Source organism: Alphaproteobacteria bacterium, from assembly GCA_040220875.1.
In the GTDB taxonomy this organism is placed as follows: domain Bacteria; phylum Pseudomonadota; class Alphaproteobacteria; order JAVJVX01; family JAVJVX01; genus JAVJVX01.
The window spans coordinates 300184-318002 of record JAVJVX010000005.1 but is presented as its reverse complement, the minus strand read 5'-3'; the positions used below and the strand labels follow the sequence as shown (position 1 = coordinate 318002).

20 protein-coding genes are annotated in these 17819 nt (G+C 65.0%); 10 read left to right on the top strand and 10 right to left on the bottom strand.

The annotated features are described in order from the left end of the window. Positions 1-2 precede the first annotated feature (2 nt). Genes RLQ26_03775 through RLQ26_03755 form a run of 5 tightly spaced genes read left to right on the top strand, consistent with a single transcriptional unit; the run spans position 3 to position 4801 of the window. Complete coding sequence (locus RLQ26_03775; GenBank protein MEQ9087840.1) at positions 3-1220, top strand: cytochrome b N-terminal domain-containing protein; 1218 nt, start codon at positions 3-5, stop codon at positions 1218-1220. Further along, entirely contained in the window at positions 1217-2002 is a 786-nt protein-coding gene (locus RLQ26_03770) for a cytochrome c1 (protein ID MEQ9087839.1), read from the top strand. The genes RLQ26_03775 and RLQ26_03770 overlap by 4 nt, the downstream gene beginning before the upstream one ends. A 54-nt stretch (positions 2003-2056) precedes the next feature. Next, positions 2057-2944 carry an S-methyl-5'-thioadenosine phosphorylase gene (locus tag RLQ26_03765; protein MEQ9087838.1) on the top strand — a complete coding sequence of 296 codons (888 nt, stop codon included), beginning with the start codon at positions 2057-2059 and terminating at the stop codon, positions 2942-2944. Positions 2945-2991: 47 nt separating this feature from the next. Further along, the gene (mtnA, locus tag RLQ26_03760) at positions 2992-4128 is read left to right on the top strand and encodes an S-methyl-5-thioribose-1-phosphate isomerase (protein MEQ9087837.1); all 1137 of its coding nucleotides are present in this window, start codon (positions 2992-2994) and stop codon (positions 4126-4128) included. After that, on the top strand, positions 4109-4801 hold the full coding sequence (locus RLQ26_03755; protein MEQ9087836.1) for a class II aldolase/adducin family protein: 693 nt from the start codon (positions 4109-4111) through the stop codon (positions 4799-4801). The genes mtnA and RLQ26_03755 overlap by 20 nt, the downstream gene beginning before the upstream one ends. A gap of 2 nt (positions 4802-4803) precedes the next feature. Here the strand turns inward: RLQ26_03755 and ychF are convergent, their stop codons facing one another. The 4 genes from ychF to RLQ26_03735 are packed head-to-tail and all read right to left on the bottom strand — an operon-like array spanning position 4804 to position 8211. Then, positions 4804-5904 (bottom strand): redox-regulated ATPase YchF, encoded by a 1101-nt coding sequence (gene ychF, locus RLQ26_03750; GenBank protein MEQ9087835.1) that lies wholly within the window; start codon positions 5902-5904, stop codon positions 4804-4806. A 5-nt stretch (positions 5905-5909) separates the two neighbouring features. Further along, positions 5910-6530 (bottom strand): aminoacyl-tRNA hydrolase, encoded by a 621-nt coding sequence (gene pth, locus RLQ26_03745; protein ID MEQ9087834.1) that lies wholly within the window; start codon positions 6528-6530, stop codon positions 5910-5912. Between the two features lie 26 nt (positions 6531-6556). Beyond that, a complete protein-coding gene (locus RLQ26_03740) occupies positions 6557-7225 on the bottom strand; it encodes a 50S ribosomal protein L25/general stress protein Ctc (protein MEQ9087833.1) in 669 nt (222 codons plus the stop codon). A gap of 50 nt (positions 7226-7275) precedes the next feature. Next, positions 7276-8211, bottom strand: a complete 936-nt coding sequence (locus RLQ26_03735) for a ribose-phosphate pyrophosphokinase (GenBank protein MEQ9087832.1) — start codon at positions 8209-8211, stop codon at positions 7276-7278. 324 nt (positions 8212-8535) lie between these two features. Here RLQ26_03735 and RLQ26_03730 point away from each other — a divergent pair, with 324 nt between their 5' ends. After that, positions 8536-8934 carry a DUF4870 domain-containing protein gene (locus tag RLQ26_03730; protein ID MEQ9087831.1) on the top strand — a complete coding sequence of 133 codons (399 nt, stop codon included), beginning with the start codon at positions 8536-8538 and terminating at the stop codon, positions 8932-8934. 76 nt (positions 8935-9010) lie between these two features. Here the strand turns inward: RLQ26_03730 and pgeF are convergent, their stop codons facing one another. From pgeF to rfaD, 4 genes are all read right to left on the bottom strand, one after another. Beyond that, the gene (gene pgeF, locus RLQ26_03725; protein MEQ9087830.1) at positions 9011-9799 is read right to left on the bottom strand and encodes a peptidoglycan editing factor PgeF; all 789 of its coding nucleotides are present in this window, start codon (positions 9797-9799) and stop codon (positions 9011-9013) included. Then, positions 9796-10944, bottom strand: coding sequence for an SAM-dependent methyltransferase (locus RLQ26_03720; GenBank protein ID MEQ9087829.1), 1149 nt, complete (start codon positions 10942-10944; stop codon positions 9796-9798). Before RLQ26_03720 ends, pgeF begins: the two co-directional genes overlap by 4 nt. Continuing rightward, positions 10941-11744, bottom strand: coding sequence for a prolipoprotein diacylglyceryl transferase (gene lgt / locus RLQ26_03715; GenBank protein ID MEQ9087828.1), 804 nt, complete (start codon positions 11742-11744; stop codon positions 10941-10943). Before lgt ends, RLQ26_03720 begins: the two co-directional genes overlap by 4 nt. Positions 11745-11819: 75 nt before the next feature. After that, positions 11820-12806 (bottom strand): ADP-glyceromanno-heptose 6-epimerase, encoded by a 987-nt coding sequence (gene rfaD / locus RLQ26_03710; GenBank protein MEQ9087827.1) that lies wholly within the window; start codon positions 12804-12806, stop codon positions 11820-11822. A gap of 235 nt (positions 12807-13041) precedes the next feature. Between rfaD and RLQ26_03705 the strand changes: the two genes are divergently transcribed. The 4 genes from RLQ26_03705 (at position 13042) to RLQ26_03690 (ending at position 15690) form a co-directional block, all read left to right on the top strand. Further along, on the top strand, positions 13042-13344 hold the full coding sequence (locus RLQ26_03705) for an accessory factor UbiK family protein (GenBank protein ID MEQ9087826.1): 303 nt from the start codon (positions 13042-13044) through the stop codon (positions 13342-13344). 308 nt (positions 13345-13652) lie between these two features. Further along, complete coding sequence (locus tag RLQ26_03700; GenBank protein ID MEQ9087825.1) at positions 13653-14156, top strand: YbjN domain-containing protein; 504 nt, start codon at positions 13653-13655, stop codon at positions 14154-14156. Positions 14157-14217: 61 nt separating this feature from the next. Next, entirely contained in the window at positions 14218-15015 is a 798-nt protein-coding gene (proC, locus tag RLQ26_03695; protein MEQ9087824.1) for a pyrroline-5-carboxylate reductase, read from the top strand. Between the two features lie 240 nt (positions 15016-15255). Next, positions 15256-15690, top strand: coding sequence for a phasin family protein (locus RLQ26_03690; protein MEQ9087823.1), 435 nt, complete (start codon positions 15256-15258; stop codon positions 15688-15690). An 89-nt stretch (positions 15691-15779) separates the two neighbouring features. On the opposite strand, the gene RLQ26_03685 is transcribed toward RLQ26_03690, so the two are convergent. Both RLQ26_03685 and RLQ26_03680 read right to left on the bottom strand, forming a co-directional pair. Continuing rightward, a complete protein-coding gene (locus RLQ26_03685) occupies positions 15780-17084 on the bottom strand; it encodes an ATP-binding protein (GenBank protein MEQ9087822.1) in 1305 nt (434 codons plus the stop codon). Between the two features lie 34 nt (positions 17085-17118). Then, positions 17119-17805 (bottom strand): response regulator, encoded by a 687-nt coding sequence (locus RLQ26_03680; GenBank protein MEQ9087821.1) that lies wholly within the window; start codon positions 17803-17805, stop codon positions 17119-17121. Positions 17806-17819 lie beyond the last annotated feature (14 nt).

Here is a 17819-nt window from a genome sequence, read left to right as displayed (position 1 = left end):
AAATGGCTACAAAATGGAAAAGCAAGTCCGTCCAGTGGTTCGACGACCGCCTGCCGCTGTTCAGCTATGTGCAGGAGCACCTGGTTGACTATCCGACCCCGCGGAACCTGAACTACTGGTGGAATTTCGGCTCTCTCGCCGGCATCGTCCTCGTCGTCATGATCGCGACGGGCGTGGTGCTGGCCATGCAATACACGCCCCATGTGGACCATGCCTTCGCCAGCGTCGAGAGCATCATGCGCGACGTCAATTACGGATGGCTGCTTCGTTACATCCATATGAACGGCGCGTCGATCTTCTTCATCGTGGTCTATATCCACATCTTCCGCGGCCTCTATTACGGCTCCTACAAAACGCCGCGCGAGGTGCTGTGGTGGCTGGGGCTCATCATCTTCCTCCTGATGATGGCGACCGCCTTCATGGGCTACGTCCTGCCCTGGGGCCAGATGAGCTTCTGGGGTGCGACGGTCATTACGAACCTGTTCTCAGCCATTCCGCTCGTGGGCGAGGACATCGTGACCTGGCTGTGGGGCGGCTTTTCGGTCGGCAACCCGACCCTCAAGCGCTTCTTCTCGCTTCACTACCTGCTTCCCTTCGTCATCGTCGGCGTGGTTTTCCTGCATCTCTGGGCGTTGCACCGTTTCGGGTCCAACAACCCCGTGGGGATCGACGCTACCGGGCCACAGGATAAGATCCCGTTCCATCCCTATTATACGGTCAAGGACATGTACGGGCTGAGCCTGCTGCTGATCGTGTGGGCCGGGTTCGTCTTCTTCGCGCCCAATTTCATGGGCCATCCCGACAACTACATTCCGGCCGATCCGCTGGTGACGCCGGCCCACATCGTGCCGGAATGGTACTTCCTGCCCTTCTACGCGATCCTGCGTGCGGTGCCGGACAAGCTGCTCGGCGTGGTGCTCATGTTCGCCGCCATTCTGGTGTTTTTCTTCCTGCCGTGGCTTGACCGTTCCAAGGTGCGCAGCGCCCGGTTCCGGCCGATCTACAAGCAGATTTACTGGGTGTTCCTCGCCAATGGCATTGTGCTCGGCTGGGTCGGGGCCAATCCGCCCGAAGGGTATTTCATCGTCATCGGCCAGATCGCGACGGCGTACTACTTCCTTCACCTGCTGGTGCTCATCCCGCTTGTCGGGATGTTCGAGAAACCGCGGCCCCTGCCGAAAAGCATCAGCGAGCCGGTTCTGAAGGGAGCGGGAGAATGAAAAGAATGCAAGGCCTGACATCCGTTCTGAAAACGCTGACGCTGAGCGCCGCGATGGCGGCGGGTCTGGGCTTCGGCGCCCAGGCGGCGGGAGACGCGAAAACACCGGCCGATCACGACTGGAGTTTCGAGGGGATTTTCGGCACCTTCGAGCGCGCCTCGGCGCAGCGTGGCCTGCAGGTCTATCTCGAGGTCTGCGCCGCCTGTCACGCGCTGGAGCATCTCCACTACCGGAATCTCGCTGACCTCGGATACAGCGAGGCCGAGATCAAGGCGATCGCGGCAAACTGGGAAGTCGAGGACGGCCCGAACGAGGATGGCGAGATGTTCACGCGCCCGGCGCGCCCGTCGGACCCCTTCGCCCGTCCGTTTCCCAATGACGCGGCCGCCCGTGCGGCGAACAACGGCGCGCTGCCGGTGGATCTTTCCGTGGTGGTCAAGGCGCGCGCCCATGGCGCCGATTATATCCACGCCCTCCTGACCGGATATGAGGAGGCGCCCGAGGGTTTCGACCTGCTGGAAGGCACTTACTACAACCCGTATTTTGAGGGCCGGCAGATCGCCATGATTCCGCCCCTGATGGAAGGGCTCGTGGAGTATGGCGACGGCACCGAGGCGACGGTCGAACAGATGTCGCGCGATGTGACCCTCTTCCTGGCCTGGGCGGCAGAGCCCGAGCTGGAGGAGCGCAAGGCCTTGGGGATCAAGGTGATGCTGTTCCTGCTGGTGCTGGCGGGGCTGCTTTATGCCGTCAAGCGGCGCATCTGGGCCGACATTCATTAACCGGCATCAACCGGCGCCGCCCCGGCGCGGCGCGGACCTGTCTGGAAGCGGCGGATGAACGAGGTTCTGCCCGTCATCGGCGTAATCGGCGGCAGCGGCGTCTATGACATCGATGCGCTGGAGGACCGGCGCTGGGAGCGGGTCGCCTCAAGTTTCGGCGAAATGTCGGACGAGGTCCTGATCGGGACCCTGGCCGGCCAGAAAATCGCCTTCCTGCCGCGTCACGGCCGGGGCCACCGGCTGCCCCCGAGCGACATCAACTTCCGCGCCAATATCGACGGGTTGAAGCGCCTTGGCGTGACCGACCTGATTTCGGTGAGCGCTGTGGGCAGCCTGCGCGAGGACCTTCCGCCGGGCCGGTTCGTGATCGTCGATCAGTTCATCGACCGGACGTTCGCGCGCGACAAGAGCTTCTTCGGGCCAGGCCTCGTGGGTCATGTCTCGATGGCCGATCCCGTCTGCCGCCGGTTGGGGGACGGGCTGGAGGAGGCCGCCCGGGGCGCCGGTCTCGATGTGACCCGCGGGGGGACTTACCTGGTCATGGAGGGCGCGCAATTTTCCAGCCGCGCGGAATCGGCACTTTACCGAAGCTGGCAGTGCGACGTGATCGGCATGACCAACATGCCCGAGGCCAAGCTCGCCCGCGAGGCGGAGATGTGCTACGCGAGCGTCGCCATGATTACGGACTACGATTGCTGGCATCCCGAGCATGACGCGGTCAGTGTGGACCAGGTGATCGGGGTCCTCATGGCCAATGCGGAAAACGCCCGCCGCCTCGTGACCCGAGCCGCCGGCGTGGATTCGCCGCTCCGGGGCCCGCGCCCCCTGTGTCCCCATGGCTGCGAACGGGTGCTCGATTTCGCCCTCATCACCCATCCCGACGCGCGCGACCCGGCCATGGTGGAAAAGCTCGACGCCATAGCCGGTCGGGTCCTGCGCTAGGCCGGAATCGGGGCCCAAAATTGCGCGAAATGCGATAGGCTCACGCCATGCGCGTCAACGGAAAGCCCTTTCGCACCATTTGGGTCGCAGATGACGGCCGGTCGGTCGAGATTATCGACCAGACGCTTCTCCCCCATCGCTTCGAGATTGCCCGGCTGACCACCTTGGAGGCGACCGTGGCGGCCATCCGGGACATGCGCGTCCGGGGGGCACCGCTGATCGGCGCCACAGCGGCTTACGGCATCTGCCTGGCGCTTGGTGTCGACGCGGGACAGCACTCGCTGGACCGCGCTTGCCAGGCCTTGCTGGCGACGCGGCCGACGGCCATCAACCTGGGCTGGGCGATCGAGGACATGCGCCGCCACCTCGTGCCGTTGGCGCCGGCGGAACGGGTGGCGGCCGCCTACGCGCGCGCAGCGGAAATCTGCGAGGAGGACGTGGCGCTTTGCCGGGCGATCGGCGAAAACGGGCTGCGGCTGTTCGAGGATCTCTACAGGCGGAAGTCGCAGTCCGGTCAGGCCGGGCCACTTAACGTGCTGACCCATTGCAATGCCGGCTGGCTTGCCACCCTCGACTGGGGTACGGCGCTGGCGCCGGTTTATCTCGCCCATGACGCCGGATTGCCCATCCATGTCTGGGTGGACGAAACCCGCCCACGCAACCAGGGTGCCGCGTTGACGGCCTGGGAGCTTGCCCAGCACGGTGTGCCGCATACCCTGATTGTGGACAATGCGGGCGGCCATCTGATGCAGCGGGGCAGGGTGGATGTGATGATCACCGGCGCCGATCGTGTTACGGCCGGGGGCGATGTGTGCAACAAGATCGGAACGTATCTGAAGGCTCTGGCGGCAGCCGATAATGGAGTACCGTTCTACGCTGCCGTACCGTTTCCGACGATTGACTGGGCAATTTCGGATGGCGTCCGTCAGATCCCCATCGAGGAGCGTGATGGCCGGGAGGTCTCCCATCTTGCCGGGGTGGATGCGGCCGGCGTCTTGCATCACGTCCGCATTACGCCCGAAGGGGCGGCCCTGGCCAATTACGCATTCGATGTCACGCCGGCCCGGCTGGTGACGGGGCTGGTGACCGAGCGCGGCATTGCCGAAGCCTCGCCGGCGGGGCTGCGGGCGCTCTATCCGGAACGACGGGAAGGACAGGTTGCCGATGGTGCAGGACAGAGCTGACTCCCAGGGTCCCGGCCCCCATGCGCTGCGCACCCGGATCATCGAGACCGCCCGGGCCATGAATGCGGCCGGAATCAACCATAATGCCGCCGGCAATGTCAGCGCGCGAAGCGGCGGTGGATTTCTCATCACGCCGACCGGCCTGCGCTATTCCGATCTCGTGCCGTCCGACATTTCCGAAATGAGCATCGCCGTCGGCGGTGGCGAGGCGGCCGAGGGATCGCGGCTTCCTTCAAGCGAATGGCGCTTTCATCACGATATCTATCTCACCCGGCCCGATGCCGGCGCAGTGGTGCATACCCATTCCCCGGCGGCCACCGCGCTTTCTTGCCTGAGGCGCGATATCCCGCCCTTTCATTACATGGTCGCCGCCGCGGGCGGCGCTTCGATCCGGTGCGCCGACTACGCCATCTATGGCAGCCAGCAACTTTCGGATAACGCGCTTGCCGCACTGGCTGATCGCAAGGCCTGTCTTCTCGCCAATCACGGTGTGATCGCTTTGGGGGCCGATCTGGAGACGGCTTTCGAACTGGCGGTCGAGGTCGAGGCCCTGGCCGGGCAATACCTGACGGCGCTGGCGGTCGCGGAGCCGATCCTGCTGACGGATGCGGAAATCACTGAAGCGATCGAGAAGTTCGCGACCTATGGCCAGCAAAAATCCCGCGCGGACTAGCTTCAGACATTGAAGCGGAACAGGATGACGTCGCCGTCCCGAACAATATAGTCGCGTCCTTCCTGGCGCAGGCGGCCGGCATCTTTCGCCCCTGCTTCACCGCCATGCCTGACGTAATCCTCGTACGAAATCGTTTCGGCACAGATAAAGCCGCGCTGGAAGTCGCTATGGATGGCACCGGCCGCCTCGGGCGCCGTCGCGGCGCGCCGGACGGTCCACGCGCGGGCTTCCTTCGGACCGGCGGTGAAGAATGTGATCAGATCGAGAAGCGCGTAGCCGGCCTGAATGATCCGCGCAAGGCCCGATTCCGCAAGGCCGAGGCTTTCGAGAAACGCGGCCTTTTCCTCGTCATCCGCGAGCTGGGCCACCTCCGCCTCGATTTCGGCCGAGACGATGACGGCTTCTGCCCCCAACTCGCGCGCGCGGGCCTCGACCCGGCGGGCCTGGTCGTTGCCCGTCGCCGCCGCCGCCTCCTCGACATTGCAGACGTAGAGGACGGGCTTGGCGGTGAGAAGCTGAAGCTGTTGAAAAAGTGGCCTTTCCGCATCGTCGATTTCGAGCAGCCGCGCCGGCTGTCCCTCACGCAGCAATTCGGCCGCGCGCTCCATCAGGGCAAGCTGGGTCCTTGCTGCATCGTCCTGGCCCCGTGATTTTTTCTGTGCCGCCGGGATCCTTTTTTCGAGGCTCTCGAGATCGGCCAGCATGAGTTCGGTCTCGACGATCTCCGCATCGCGGACCGGGTCCACCGCGCCCTCCACGTGGGTGACGTTGTCATCCTCGAAACAGCGCAGCACATGGGCGATCGCGTCCACTTCGCGAATATGGGAAAGGAACTGGTTGCCAAGCCCCTCTCCCTTGCTGGCGCCGCGGACAAGTCCTGCGATGTCGACAAAATCCAGCTGCGTGGGCACGACGCGGGCGGATTTCGCGAGCCGCGCAATCTCCGCCAGCCGCGGATCCGGGACAGCGACGCGCCCGACATTGGGTTCGATTGTACAGAACGGATAATTTGCCGCCTCTGCATTGGCGGTCGCCGTCAGTGCATTGAACAGGGTGGACTTGCCCACATTGGGCAGGCCCACGATGCCGCATTGAAAACCCATTGGCGTTAATTCTCCTGCTCGCGGTCGTCCACCTGACGCGCGGCGTAATCAGCCAGGGCCTGGCGGGTGTCCCGGGCGACGTCGGTCATGAACCGCTCTGCGTCTCCCGTCACCATAAGCGGAAAATGTCGGGCGACGGCGTCGATCACCGCGTCGCGCCACAGCGCCTCCGCCTCGTCAAAATTCCGCAGGACGTGACCGGTTACCCGGCCTTTGTCGCCGGGGTGTCCGATACCGATGCGCACTCGCCAATATTCGCGGCCGATCACCCTGTCGATATCCCTCAGCCCGTTGTGTCCGCCGGCGCCGCCACCGCACTTGACGCGGACCTTGCCGGGGGCGAGGTCCAGCTCGTCGTGGATCACCACGAGATTTTCAGGCTGGAGTTTGAAGAAGCGCAGCGCCGCGCCCACAGACTGGCCGGACAGGTTCATCATGGTCTGGGGTTTCAGGAGCGCGATTTTCTCGCCGGCGATGACGCCATCCGCGACCTCGCCGTCAAACCGGCCACGGAAGTTGCTGAAGCCGTAGGCCTCGGCCAGCCGGTCCGCCACCATAAAGCCGATGTTGTGGCGGTGGCCGGCATACTGCCCGCCAGGATTTCCAAGACCGGCCACAAGTCGCATGATCTGCCCCAGGCGGCCGGGCGGGATTATTCCTTCTCGTCCCCTTCGGCCGCGCCACCTTTTTCCTCTTCGCCGCCGGCGACCTCGGCTGCCTCCGCGGCTTCCTCCGCCTCTTCGCCCTCGGTCTGTACTGTCGGGGCAGCGATGGTGGCGACGGTAAAGTCGCGGTCGGTGATCGTCGGCGTCACGCCCTCGGGCAGGGCAATGCTCGAGATATGCACACTGTCGCCGATCTCGAGTCCGGTCAGGTCCACCTCGAGAAATTCGGGGATCGCATTGGCCGGGCAGAGCAGTTCCACCTCATGACGCACGATGTTGAGGACGCCGCCGCGCTTGAGGCCGGGCGACGCTTCCTCACGCAGGAAGTGCACCGGAATCTCGACTTCGATCTTCGCGTCTTTGGCGACCCGGAGGAAATCCACATGCAGCGGGACCTCGTTCACGGGATGCAACTGGATGTCGCGGGCCAGCACGCTGATCTTGTCGCTACCGACATTGAGCTCGAACAGGCGGGCGAAGAAACCGGGCTGGTGCAATACGCGTTCGAGGACGTTGCGATCGACCGCGATGCTCAACGGCTCGTCATCGCCCCCGTACACCACTCCCGGAACGCGACCCTCGCGTCGCGCCTGACGGGCCGCGCCCTTGCCGGTGCGTTCGCGCACGGTTCCCGTGATGGTTCCCAACTCGGCCATTGTCTTTCTCCTTAAGCCGTCTTACCCGTACCCCGTATTCGCTCGGGGCGTTATCCGTCGAACAGGCTCGATACCGAGCGTTCGGAGCTGATTCTCTGTATCGCCTCGCCGAGGAGCGGCGCGACGGACAGTTGGCGCATGTTGTGGGCGACCCTCACTGCTTCGGTCGCCTGAATGCTGTCCGTGGTCACCAGACTCTTGAGAGGAGAGGCCGTCACCCGGGCCACCGCGCCCCCCGAGAGGACCCCGTGGGTCACATAGGCGGACACCGTGGCAGCCCCGGCATTCATCAGGGCCTCGGCCGCGTTGCACAGCGTTCCGGCGGAATCGACGATATCGTCCACCAGGATGCAGTCGCGGCCCTCGACATCACCGATGATGTTCATCACTTCGGACACCCCGGCGCGTTCCCGGCGCTTATCGATGATGGCGAGGTCGGCGTCAAGCCGTTTTGCCAGGGCCCGGGCGCGCACCACCCCGCCGACATCCGGGGAGACCATCATCAGGTCCGCCCCGTCATAGGTCTCGATGATGTCCTTAACGAAGACCGGGGCGGCGAAGAGGTTGTCGGTCGGAATGTCGAAAAACCCCTGAATCTGGCCTGCATGGAGGTCGATGGTGAGTACCCGGTTGGCGCCGGCCACCGTGATCAGATTGGCTACCAGCTTGGCCGAAATCGGCGTCCGGGGGCCGGATTTCCGGTCCTGGCGGGCGTAGCCGTAATAGGGAACCACCGCCGTCACGCGCCGGGCCGAGCCGCGCTTCAGCGCGTCGAGCGTGACGAGGAGTTCCATCATGTTGTCATTGGCCGGATATGAGGTGCTCTGGACCAGGAATACATCCTCGCCCCGCACGTTCTCGTTGATTTCGACGAAGACCTCGTCGTCCGAGAACCGCCGGATGGTGGCCCTGGTCTGGGGCAGGTTGCAGTAGGCGCAGATGGCGTCCGCAAGAGGCCGGTTGCTGTTGCCGGAAAGTATTCTCATGTCTGCCTCTGGGCTCCGGCCCTCGACTGTGCTGCTGGGCTCGGGCCCCTGCGACGGTCCGCCCGAAGGTCGCGCCGACCGGTCCGGTGGCCGGTGGCGATGTCTGGGAAACCGCTTGTTTCTGCTATTTTTCGCCTACCCCGGGGCCAACGCGCGCGGACTGTAACAGGGCGGCCGGGCGGTGTAAACGCTCACGGCTTTCCCCGGTCCTGCCTGGAAAACCGGGAATTTCAGCGGCTCCCTGGCGCCTAGGCGCGGCGTCGGGCCGGTGGCATAGTGTTCCCGGCCAGCCCCGGACGACCGCACGGACCGCCAGAGCCCTCAATGAGCCAGATACCGCCCCAGATCCCGCCCCAGGTGCCGCCCCAGGTGCCGCCCCAGACACCGCCCGACCCCGGGACCGAAAAGACGGCTTATCTCGTTTACCTGCTTTTCCTGATCGGTCTGGTCGTGCCTCTGGTCACCCTGGCAGGGGTGATCGTGGCCTATGTCTATCGGAGCGACGCGCCGCCCTGGGTCGAGACCCATTTCCGGTTTCAGATCCGGACCTTCTGGATCGGCCTTCTCGCCGCCGTCATTGCCGTCGCCACCATTTGGATCGCGATCGGCTTCCTCCTCGGTCTGGCCCTGTATGTCTGGTGGATCGTCCGTTGCGTCACGGGGCTTCGCTACATCAACCGGAATGAACCCCATCCCCGGCCCGAAAGCTGGTGGTTCGCCTGACGTTCAGGCGAGAAGGCAGCCCGCCATGAGGGCCAGGACGAGAAACAGGACAAAGAAAATCATATGCGGCATGAGCTCAGTCCCCGGGCAGGCGGATCACCGATAGGCCGCGGCCGTAATCCCGGCCGCCCGTGAGGCATTCCCGACGATAGCTGAAAAAGCGCGAGGCTTCGGCGAGGGTGTCACCGCCCGTCCAGGCAACGCCGGGAAGGCCGGCGGCTTCCAGGCGCGCCTGGCCGTAGCCCGGCAGATCGAACAGGTGATGGCCCGGGCGGGGGGCGGGGCCGAAGAACCGGGTGTTGGCAGGATCGTCTACGAGAAACCGCTCACAAAACTCCGCCCCCACTTCGTACGAGTCCGGCCCGATGCAGGGGCCGATGACAGCCCGTATACGTGCCGTCGCCGCACCCAGCCCGACCATGGCATCCACCGTCGCTTCAAGCACGCCCGAAAGGGCTCCCTGCCAGCCGGCATGGGCCGCGCCGATGACGCCGGCGGCCCGGTCCCAGAAGAGGACCGGCGCACAATCGGCCGTCAGCACGCCCAGCGCCAAGCCGGGGGTGCGGGTTGCAAGCCCGTCGGCCTCGGGAGCCGCAGCTATGTCCCAGGGGGTGGTGACGCGGACGACCCGGGAGCCGTGCACCTGGCGGCAGGTGAGCAGACGTTCGGCGTCGAGTCCCAGGGTCCGCGCCGCCCGGCGGCGGTTTTCGGCCACCGCCGTCGTGCTGTCGCCGGCGCCGAAGCCGCAATTGAGGCTCTCGAAACAACCGGTGCTGACGCCACCCTGGCGCGTGAAAAACGCATGCGGCGGTGGATCGCCGGCTTCGGCCTGGAGGGCGGGGAGGACGGCGCCGGCGGCCGTCATGGTGTTTCGAATCCCGCGACGGGGCCGGCGGTTTCCGGGGGTAAAATCGCCAGCGCCCGGAACAGCGTGCCCATTTCCCCGGGTGCGGCAAGCCGGTCGGCCTGGGCCAGCACGTCCGCATCGCCCGATTTTGCCAGAATCTCCGCCCGTTCCCTCAATCCCAACCGGTCCAGAAACGCGCCCTGTCCCACCGGGCCGAGCGCGCGCGCCCCTTCCGCCGCCGCTGCGCTGGCCAGACGGCTAAAATCGACATGGGCGGTGATATCGGCCTCTCCCGGCGTCGCGAGGGGGTCGGCAAAGGCATGCCGGCGGACCGCCTGCAGCGTGTCGCCAAATGCCGGCGCCGCGTATCCGTAATCGATGATGAGCGCCGCACCGCCGGCGTTTCGGATTCGCCGCGCAATATCGCCCCCAATTGTCACCGCCGCAGGGCAGAATTCCGCGATCACCGGCGTCGGCCCGCCGCCCGCTCTCGCAGCCTCCGCAGGCGGCAGCAGCGGCGCAAACCGGCTTTCTCCCGGCGCGAGGCCGAAGCGGAAACCGTCCCCCGAGTCCGTCAGCCCGACCATGCGTTCGCGCCAGCCGGACGGCGTCAGTTCGAACTGGTGGATCGGCAGGGCATCGAAGAACTCGTTGGCGATCAGAAATAGCGGCCCGGCCGCCTCGTCGATCGCGCTCAGGGAGTCGTGCCAGTGGAGCGCCAGGCGGCCCGTGTGACCGGCGAGCGTCTCACGTTGGCGGTCGCGGAGTCGGGGGCTGGCCTCGACGAGATGGACGGTCGCCTTATCCTGGAACTCGGGCACGATGCGTGTCGCGCGCAACATGTCATCCATCAGCGTGCCGCGGCCCGGGCCCAGCTCGATGAGTTGCGGGGCGTCGCGCGCGCCCTGCGCGAGCCATTGCGCGGCCAGCCAGAGTCCCGTGAGTTCGCCGAACATCTGGCTGATCTCGGGTGCGGTGGTGAAATCCCCCGCGCGCCCGAAGATTTCCGCATTGGTGTAATAGCCATGCGCCGGGTGGAAGAGGGCTTCCGCCATGAAATCGGCCAGGCTCATCGGGCCAGTCTCACGGATCCGCGCGGCCAGCAGGCGGGCGAGCGGCGTCGGCGGCGGCGCCGGGTTGACGCTGGCCGTGTGTCGGATCATGCCGGGCGGGCCGAGGACAGGCGCCAGAAGATGAAGATCAGCCCCACCAGAACGAGAGGCAGGCTCAGCAACTGGCCCATTGTCGCGCCCCAGGCGAGAAAGCCGAGATGGGCATCGGGCGCGCGGAAGATTTCGGCCGCGAACCGGGCGAGGCCATAGCCCAGGAGAAAGACGCCCGTCAGCACGCCGGGGCGATGCTTGGCGCGGGTGAAGCGGCGAACCATCCAGATCAATGTGAACAGAAGGAGGCCCTCGAGCGCGGCTTCATAGAGCTGGCTTGGATGGCGCGGCAGATCGCCGGCGCCGGGGAACACCATGGCCCATGGCACGTCGCTGACCCGGCCATAAAGCTCTCCATTGATGAAATTGGCGAGGCGGCCGAAGAAAAGGCCGATCGGCACGACGCTGGCCACGATGTCGGCAAGGACGAACATGTTGATGGCATTTCGCAGCGCGAACCAGATGATGGTGATCACAACGCCGATAAGCCCGCCATGGAAGGACATCCCGCCCTGCCAGACCATCAGAATTTCGAGCGGCCGGGTAAGGTAGTAGTCGGCCTGGTAGAACAGCACGTAGCCGAGGCGGCCGCCCAGGATAATGCCCAGCGTCACCCAGAGAACGAAATCATCTATCTGGCGAGGGCTGGGTCGGCCCTGGGTCTCGCCGGTCAGCCGGACCGCATAGCGCCAGCCGAGAAGAATGCCCATCACGTAAGCGAGGGCATACCAGCGAATGACAATCGGCCCCACTTCGAGGGCGACCGGATCAATCATGGGAAAGGGCAATGCCAGGGTCATGGCGACCGGGTCCTCTCCTTGACGATCTTGCGCTGTGTTCCGTAACCGGAGCCTGTTGCTTCGGCCGGCCGGTGCTCAGCGATACGGATCGTCCGTGTTCAGAAACTCCGATACGTAGAACGTAACGCCTTCTTCCAGCGTGGTGAAAGGGACATCGCATCCGGCTTGCCGCAACCGGTCCATTTCTGCCGCGGTATAGTATTGATATTTATCGCGAATATTGGCGGGAGTATCGATGAATTCGATCTCGGGGTCGCGGCCGAGCGCCCGGTATACCGCCGTTGCGAGGTCGGCGAAACTGCGGGGTGTGCCCGTGCCCATGTTGAAGAGGCCGCTGACGCCCGGGTTGTCGAGCAGCCAGAGCACCACGTTCACACAATCATCGACCAGAACGAAATCGCGCATCTGCCCGCCATCGGCATAATCGGGATGATGCGAACGGAACAGCCGGCAGGGTTCGCCCGCCCGGGCTTTGGGAAATATCTGGGCGACAACGCTTTGCATCGCGCCCTTGTGATATTCGTTGGGTCCGTAAACATTGAAGAACTTGAGGCCCGCCCATTGCGGCGGTGCCGGTCCGCCCGTGGCCAGAAGCCGGGCAATGCGGCGGTCGAAGGCGTGTTTCGACCAGCCGTAGGCATTGAGCGGGGCCAGCCGGGCCAGCGCGTCGGGCGAGCCGTCATCGTCGAAACCGGCGCCGCCGTCACCATAGGTCGCGGCCGAGGAGGCGTAGATCAACGGAATTTGCCGTGCTGCGCAGAAATCCCAGAGTGCGGCCGAAAGCTGAAAATTGCTTCTGACGATGAGATCCGCGTCGGTCTCCGTAGTGGACGACACGGCGCCCATATGCAGCACCGCCTCGATCGCCGCGCCCCGCTCGGCCAGGTAAGCCGGCAGGTCCTCGGGAAAGATGAAATCTCTGATTTCTCGCTTGGCGAGATTTCGCCATTTCGGCCCGTGGCGCAGCCGGTCGGAAACCGCGATGTCGCCGCGCCCGGCCGCGTTCAGCGCCGCGACGAGGGTTGATCCGATAAAGCCGGCGCCGCCGGTCACCAGGATCATGTCAGCTTCCGCTCCTGCAAGGCAAACACCGGCGGCCCCCTGCCGCTCCGATCAGCGTCCCTTATAGGCGGCGGAGCCGCGGTGAAGCAAGTAGGCGGCGGAGCCGCGGCGAAGCAAGGTGGCGCTGCGCCTTCACAATCGTTTCCGCGCCCGGCACGCGCCCCGGCTCTTGCCGGGCGGCGGGCGAGAAGACATAGTGCAGGCCATCTTATCGGCCGCTGCGACGAGGCATGACATGCGCAATGACAATCGGTTGATCGACGATCTGGCCCGGCTGGGGGGCAACGCGGTGGGCGCGCTGGCGGGCCTGCGTCGCGAAATCGATACACTGGTGCGCGAACGGATCGAGGCGCTTCTCACGCGCATGGACCTCGTGACCCGCGACGAGTTCGAGGCGGTGCGCGAAATGGCGATCCGGGCGCGTGAAGAACAGGAGCGTCTGGCCGAACGTCTGGCGGCGCTCGAAGGGTACGAACCCGGGGCGCATGAGACGACGGGCGATGGTGTGCCACCCGGCCCGGGTCGGGCACAAGACTAAGCGCGCAACCACGCCGCGACCGACCGTCCGCAAAACTGTCCACATGAAATTGCCGACCCTCGGCCACTCTCCTCTTGAAAGGAGAGTCCGCTTCTGGCACGCTAAATCTTGTGGTTGAAGACGCGTTCCTACTACCACATACGCGAGGGGGAAGCTGACATGGGCAATTGCGAAGGCAGGCCGGTCAGCGATTTGGCCGCCCGTCATCCGGCCGGAATGGCGGGCGTGCCCTCGGGTTCAATACCGGCCTTGCTGATACCGGCCTCCGCGATCCCACCCGAAGTCGCCCTTTCCCGAGAGGAGCACGCATGACGCTCGACGTCGATTTTGCGGGCGGTTCCGCCGTCAACCCGCTGGATTTGCTGGAAGACATCTTATGCGCCAATAGCTGGCCCTTCGACCGGACGGGCGAAGACGAGCTCGTCGGCGAAATCGGCGGCCGGTGGTGCGACTACCGGCTGGTCTTCTGCTGGGCGGGCGACCTGCACGCCATGCAGTTCACTTGCGCCATGGACATGAAGGTCCCGGTTGAGCGGCGCGGCGATATACTCGAACTGACCAGCCTGGCCAACGAGCGGCTGTGGCTGGGCCACCTCAATCTTTGCTCGGAGGAGGCTATTCCCGTGTTTCGCCACACGCTGATGCTGCGCGGCATGCGTGGCGCCAGTGTCGAGCAGTTGGAAGACCTCATGGATATCGCTGTAACCGAATGCGAGCGCTATTATCCGGCGCTCCAGCTCGTCATCTGGGGCGGTCGGCGTCCGGCGGAAGCCATGGTCTCGGCCATGCTGGAACCGGAAGGTTCGGCCTGATCACGCCACCAGGCGGTTGGCCGGGCGGCAAGCGAAAGCGGGGGCGGACATCGCAAACGACGTGCTTCTGGTAGGTGCCGGCCGAATGGGTGGCGCCCTGCTCGAAGGCTGGATCCGCACCGGCCGGCCGGCGGGGCACCTGCACGTCATCGAACCCCGGCCTTCGGCTGCAATCCGGGCCAGCGGCGTCACCTGTCATGCCGGGCCCGACGCGCTGCCGCCCGAGGCACGCTTCGGCGCAATCGTCTTTGCCGTCAAGCCTGATGCCCTGGCCCGGGTCCTGCCCGATTATGCCGTTCTCGCCGGCCGGACGGGGACGCTCTGCCTCTCGATCGCGGCCGGCAAGACTCTCGACTTCCTGACCCGGCATCTCGGCGCAGACGCCTCCGTCATTCGCGCCATGCCCAATACCCCGGCCGCGATCGGCCGCGGGATCACGGCGCTGGTTGCCGCGCCCGGGGTGACGGCGGCGCAGAAATCCCTGGCCGAGGACCTGCTCCGGCCTGCCGGGCGATGTCTCTGGCTGGAGGACGAGGGCCAGATGGACGCGGTCACGGCGATCTCGGGAAGCGGGCCCGCCTATGTTTTCCTGCTGACCGAATGCCTCGCCGAAGCAGGGATCGCCGAAGGCCTGCCGGCCGAGATCGCCCAGAGCCTCGCCCGCGAGACGGTGACGGGCGCGGCCGCGCTTCTGGCGGAAACGGACGCGGCGCCGGCCGTCCTGCGTCGGAACGTGACCAGCCCCGGCGGGACGACGGAAGCGGCTCTCGGCGTGCTGGCGGCTTCCGACGGGCTTGGCCCGCTTCTCGCGCGCGCGGTGGCGGCCGCAGCCGGGCGGTCGCGCGATCTTGCCGATTAGGGCCGGCCTCAGTGCAAGCGCGAAATTTCTAAATATCTGATATATAAAGAAATATTTCGTTATTATGATTATTTTGCTGCAATGCAAAATAATCCTTGACGAGGCTGAGATTATTCCTAAATTAGTGCCGTGAAGAGATTGTGCATTGCAGCATAACCCCGATCGGGCAGCGCCGGGACAGGCAGCAGGACGCGGACCCGAGCACGCGCCGAAACAGCAAATCCAGAATGGAGACAGCAGATGGATCAGTCCAAGAACATATTCGACAACGAGTTCACGCGGATGTTCAGCGCCTACAAGACGCCGGGCGTTGACTACGAAGCCGCTCTGGCCGTGATGAAGAAGAACCTCGACACGATGCAGAAAGCCAACGGCCTCGCCGTGAAGGCATTTCAGGACGCCGCCAAGGTTCAGACCGAATTCATGCGCAACAGCTTCAACTCCCTGACCTCGGCCTTCCAGGACCTCAGCCAGGAGCAATCCGTCGAAGGCCAGATCAGCAAGCAGAAGGCCATCGCCAAGGAAAACTTCGAGAAATCGATCGATAATTTCAACGAGATTTCCAACATCGTCAGCAAGGCGAATGCCGACTCGTTCAAGGTCGTGACGAGCCGTATCAACGAAAACATCGACGAACTCTCCGACCTGGCCGCCAAGGAAAACCAGGCGGCCTAACGGCCGGGGCCAAATCCCGGTCTCCCCCCGACGACAGAAGGGCCGCCCCGATCGGGCGGTCCTTTTTTTTGGCCCGATTTCCTGCGCCGCTAGACCGGCAGGCGGATCACGGCCCGAAGCCCGCCTCGCGGCGCTTCGGCCAGAGTGAGATCGCCGCCGTGATTGCGCGCCACATCACGCGCGATCGTAAGGCCCAGGCCGACGCCGCCGCGGTCGAGATTGCGCGAGCGATCGGCGCGGGCGAAGGGGCGGAAGACCTCCTCGCGCTGGTGGGCCGGAATGCCGGGGCCGTCGTCATCGACGGTAATCTCGACCGAATCGCGGCTGCGGTCGAGGCGGACCCAGATATTTTCGGCATGGTCGCGGGCGTTGTGGATCAGGTTGAGAACACAGCGTTTGAGCGCGTTCGGCCGCACCGGCAATGTGATATCGCGAACAATCTCGAGATTGATCTTGCGGCCGTCGCGTCCGGCATCCTCCACCGCCTCGGCCAGGAGCGGACCGAGGCGCACATCGCGTGTCGCCTCGCCGCCGGCGCCGCGCGCGAAGGCGAGATAACCTTCGAGCATGACCTCCATGTCGCGAATATCCTTGGAAAGGTCCTTGCTGCCGGGCTTGTCACCCAGCATGGCGACCTGGAGCCGCATCCGGGTCAGCACGGTTTTCAGATCGTGGGACACGCCGGCCAGCATCTCCGTCCGCTGGGTGATTTGACGGCCGATCCGGGCCTGCATGCGCCCGAAGGCGGTCCCCGCCTGGCGCACCTCGGTTGCGCCCTGGGGCTTTAACGGGGACACGTCGCGGCCCTTGCCGAACTCGTCCATGGCGGTGGCCAGCCGCTTCACCGGGCGGATCTGGTTGCGCAGGAACGCCAGGGCTACGACGAGCAGGACGACCGCCGCCCCCACCATCCAGAGAATGAAAATATAGGTCGTGGAGCTGAAGACGCGCTTGAGTGGCGCCTCCACTGCGAGCACGCCGCCGCTGGTGGCGACGTTGATCCGCACGCGTTCCTCCTGCCAGTCGATATCGAGGCGGAAAGGCCGGTTGAGCCGGTTGAGCAGCGCCTGGCGAAGGTCGCTCTCGATACTGCCGTCGCCCCTGTCGCGCGTGACGTCGAGGGTATCGCCCGGGTTGAACACGGCCACCAGGTTGAAATCCTTGAGCGCCCGGGCGCCAATCCAGTTTTGTGTCTCGGCCGTCGCATCGCGCTCCAGGAGATGGGTCAGCATCGCCACCTCGCCCGCCAGGGCACCGGTCTGGTAACGCTGGATCGTGCGCCAGTGCCGTTCGTAGAACACGACAGCCGTGACCGCCTGCAGCAGGACGAGCGGCGTGACGATGATCAGAATGAAGCGCCCCAGCAGTGTCCGGGGTAGAAATCTCTTGAGCATCCGTTTCTGCCCGTCTGGCGGTTCCCGCCTGTTCCTATGTCGTGTCCGCCCTCAGAACATAGCCCCTGCCGCGCACGGTCTGTAAATATACGGGTGTTTTCGGATCATCCTCAATCTTGCGCCTGAGGCGCGTGATCTGGACGTCGACGCTGCGCGGGTTTCCCGCCATGCCCGCCGCCGCGGCAAGTTCCTCGCGCGAAAGCGCGGCGTTGGCCCGGCGCACCAGCGCCGTCATCATCGCGAGCTCGGCCGTCGTCAGGTAGATACTGGCCGCGCTGTCGCGAAGTTCGCCCCGCGACAGATCGAACTCGTAAGGCCCGAAACGGACCCTGTCGCCGCCCGGCAGTGGCCGCATGGACCGGCGCAGGATCGCATTGAGTCGCACCACCAGTTCGCGCGGCTCGAAGGGTTTGGGCAAATAGTCGTCGGCCCCGGTTTCGATGCCGTGGATTCGGTCGTCAGTCTCCCCGAGCGCCGTGAGCATGAGGATCGGCACATTGCTGGACTGGCGCAGCGACCGGGTGAGTTCGAGCCCGGTTTCGCCCGGCATCATCACGTCGAGGACAAGGAGGTCGAAATCCAGCGACTCGAGCTTCTCACGCGCATCCCCGGCATCCCCGGCCGCCGTCACGCGAAAACCGTTTTCTTTCAAAAATGTCGTCAGAAGGTCGCGCAGGCGCGTGTCGTCATCGACCACCAGAATATGCGGCCGCTTATCCATCTTCGCGCCGCCAG

Excerpts from the sequence above, each read along its gene's own strand:
- RLQ26_03775 (MEQ9087840.1), top strand. The coding sequence starts at position 3 with ATGGCTACAAAATGGAAAAGCAAGTCCGTCCAGTGGTTCGACGACCGC.
- RLQ26_03770 (MEQ9087839.1), top strand. The coding sequence starts at position 1,217 with ATGAAAAGAATGCAAGGCCTGACATCCGTTCTGAAAACGCTGACGCTG.
- RLQ26_03765 (MEQ9087838.1), top strand. The coding sequence starts at position 2,057 with ATGAACGAGGTTCTGCCCGTCATCGGCGTAATCGGCGGCAGCGGCGTC.
- mtnA (MEQ9087837.1), top strand. The coding sequence starts at position 2,992 with ATGCGCGTCAACGGAAAGCCCTTTCGCACCATTTGGGTCGCAGATGAC.
- RLQ26_03755 (MEQ9087836.1), top strand. The coding sequence starts at position 4,109 with ATGGTGCAGGACAGAGCTGACTCCCAGGGTCCCGGCCCCCATGCGCTG.
- ychF (MEQ9087835.1), bottom strand. The coding sequence starts at position 5,904 with ATGGGTTTTCAATGCGGCATCGTGGGCCTGCCCAATGTGGGCAAGTCC.
- pth (MEQ9087834.1), bottom strand. The coding sequence starts at position 6,530 with ATGCGACTTGTGGCCGGTCTTGGAAATCCTGGCGGGCAGTATGCCGGC.
- RLQ26_03740 (MEQ9087833.1), bottom strand. The coding sequence starts at position 7,225 with ATGGCCGAGTTGGGAACCATCACGGGAACCGTGCGCGAACGCACCGGC.
- RLQ26_03735 (MEQ9087832.1), bottom strand. The coding sequence starts at position 8,211 with ATGAGAATACTTTCCGGCAACAGCAACCGGCCTCTTGCGGACGCCATC.
- RLQ26_03730 (MEQ9087831.1), top strand. The coding sequence starts at position 8,536 with ATGAGCCAGATACCGCCCCAGATCCCGCCCCAGGTGCCGCCCCAGGTG.
- pgeF (MEQ9087830.1), bottom strand. The coding sequence starts at position 9,799 with ATGACGGCCGCCGGCGCCGTCCTCCCCGCCCTCCAGGCCGAAGCCGGC.
- RLQ26_03720 (MEQ9087829.1), bottom strand. The coding sequence starts at position 10,944 with ATGATCCGACACACGGCCAGCGTCAACCCGGCGCCGCCGCCGACGCCG.
- lgt (MEQ9087828.1), bottom strand. The coding sequence starts at position 11,744 with ATGACCCTGGCATTGCCCTTTCCCATGATTGATCCGGTCGCCCTCGAA.
- rfaD (MEQ9087827.1), bottom strand. The coding sequence starts at position 12,806 with ATGATCCTGGTGACCGGCGGCGCCGGCTTTATCGGATCAACCCTCGTC.
- RLQ26_03705 (MEQ9087826.1), top strand. The coding sequence starts at position 13,042 with ATGCGCAATGACAATCGGTTGATCGACGATCTGGCCCGGCTGGGGGGC.
- RLQ26_03700 (MEQ9087825.1), top strand. The coding sequence starts at position 13,653 with ATGACGCTCGACGTCGATTTTGCGGGCGGTTCCGCCGTCAACCCGCTG.
- RLQ26_03690 (MEQ9087823.1), top strand. The coding sequence starts at position 15,256 with ATGGATCAGTCCAAGAACATATTCGACAACGAGTTCACGCGGATGTTC.
- RLQ26_03685 (MEQ9087822.1), bottom strand. The coding sequence starts at position 17,084 with ATGCTCAAGAGATTTCTACCCCGGACACTGCTGGGGCGCTTCATTCTG.
- RLQ26_03680 (MEQ9087821.1), bottom strand. The coding sequence starts at position 17,805 with ATGGATAAGCGGCCGCATATTCTGGTGGTCGATGACGACACGCGCCTG.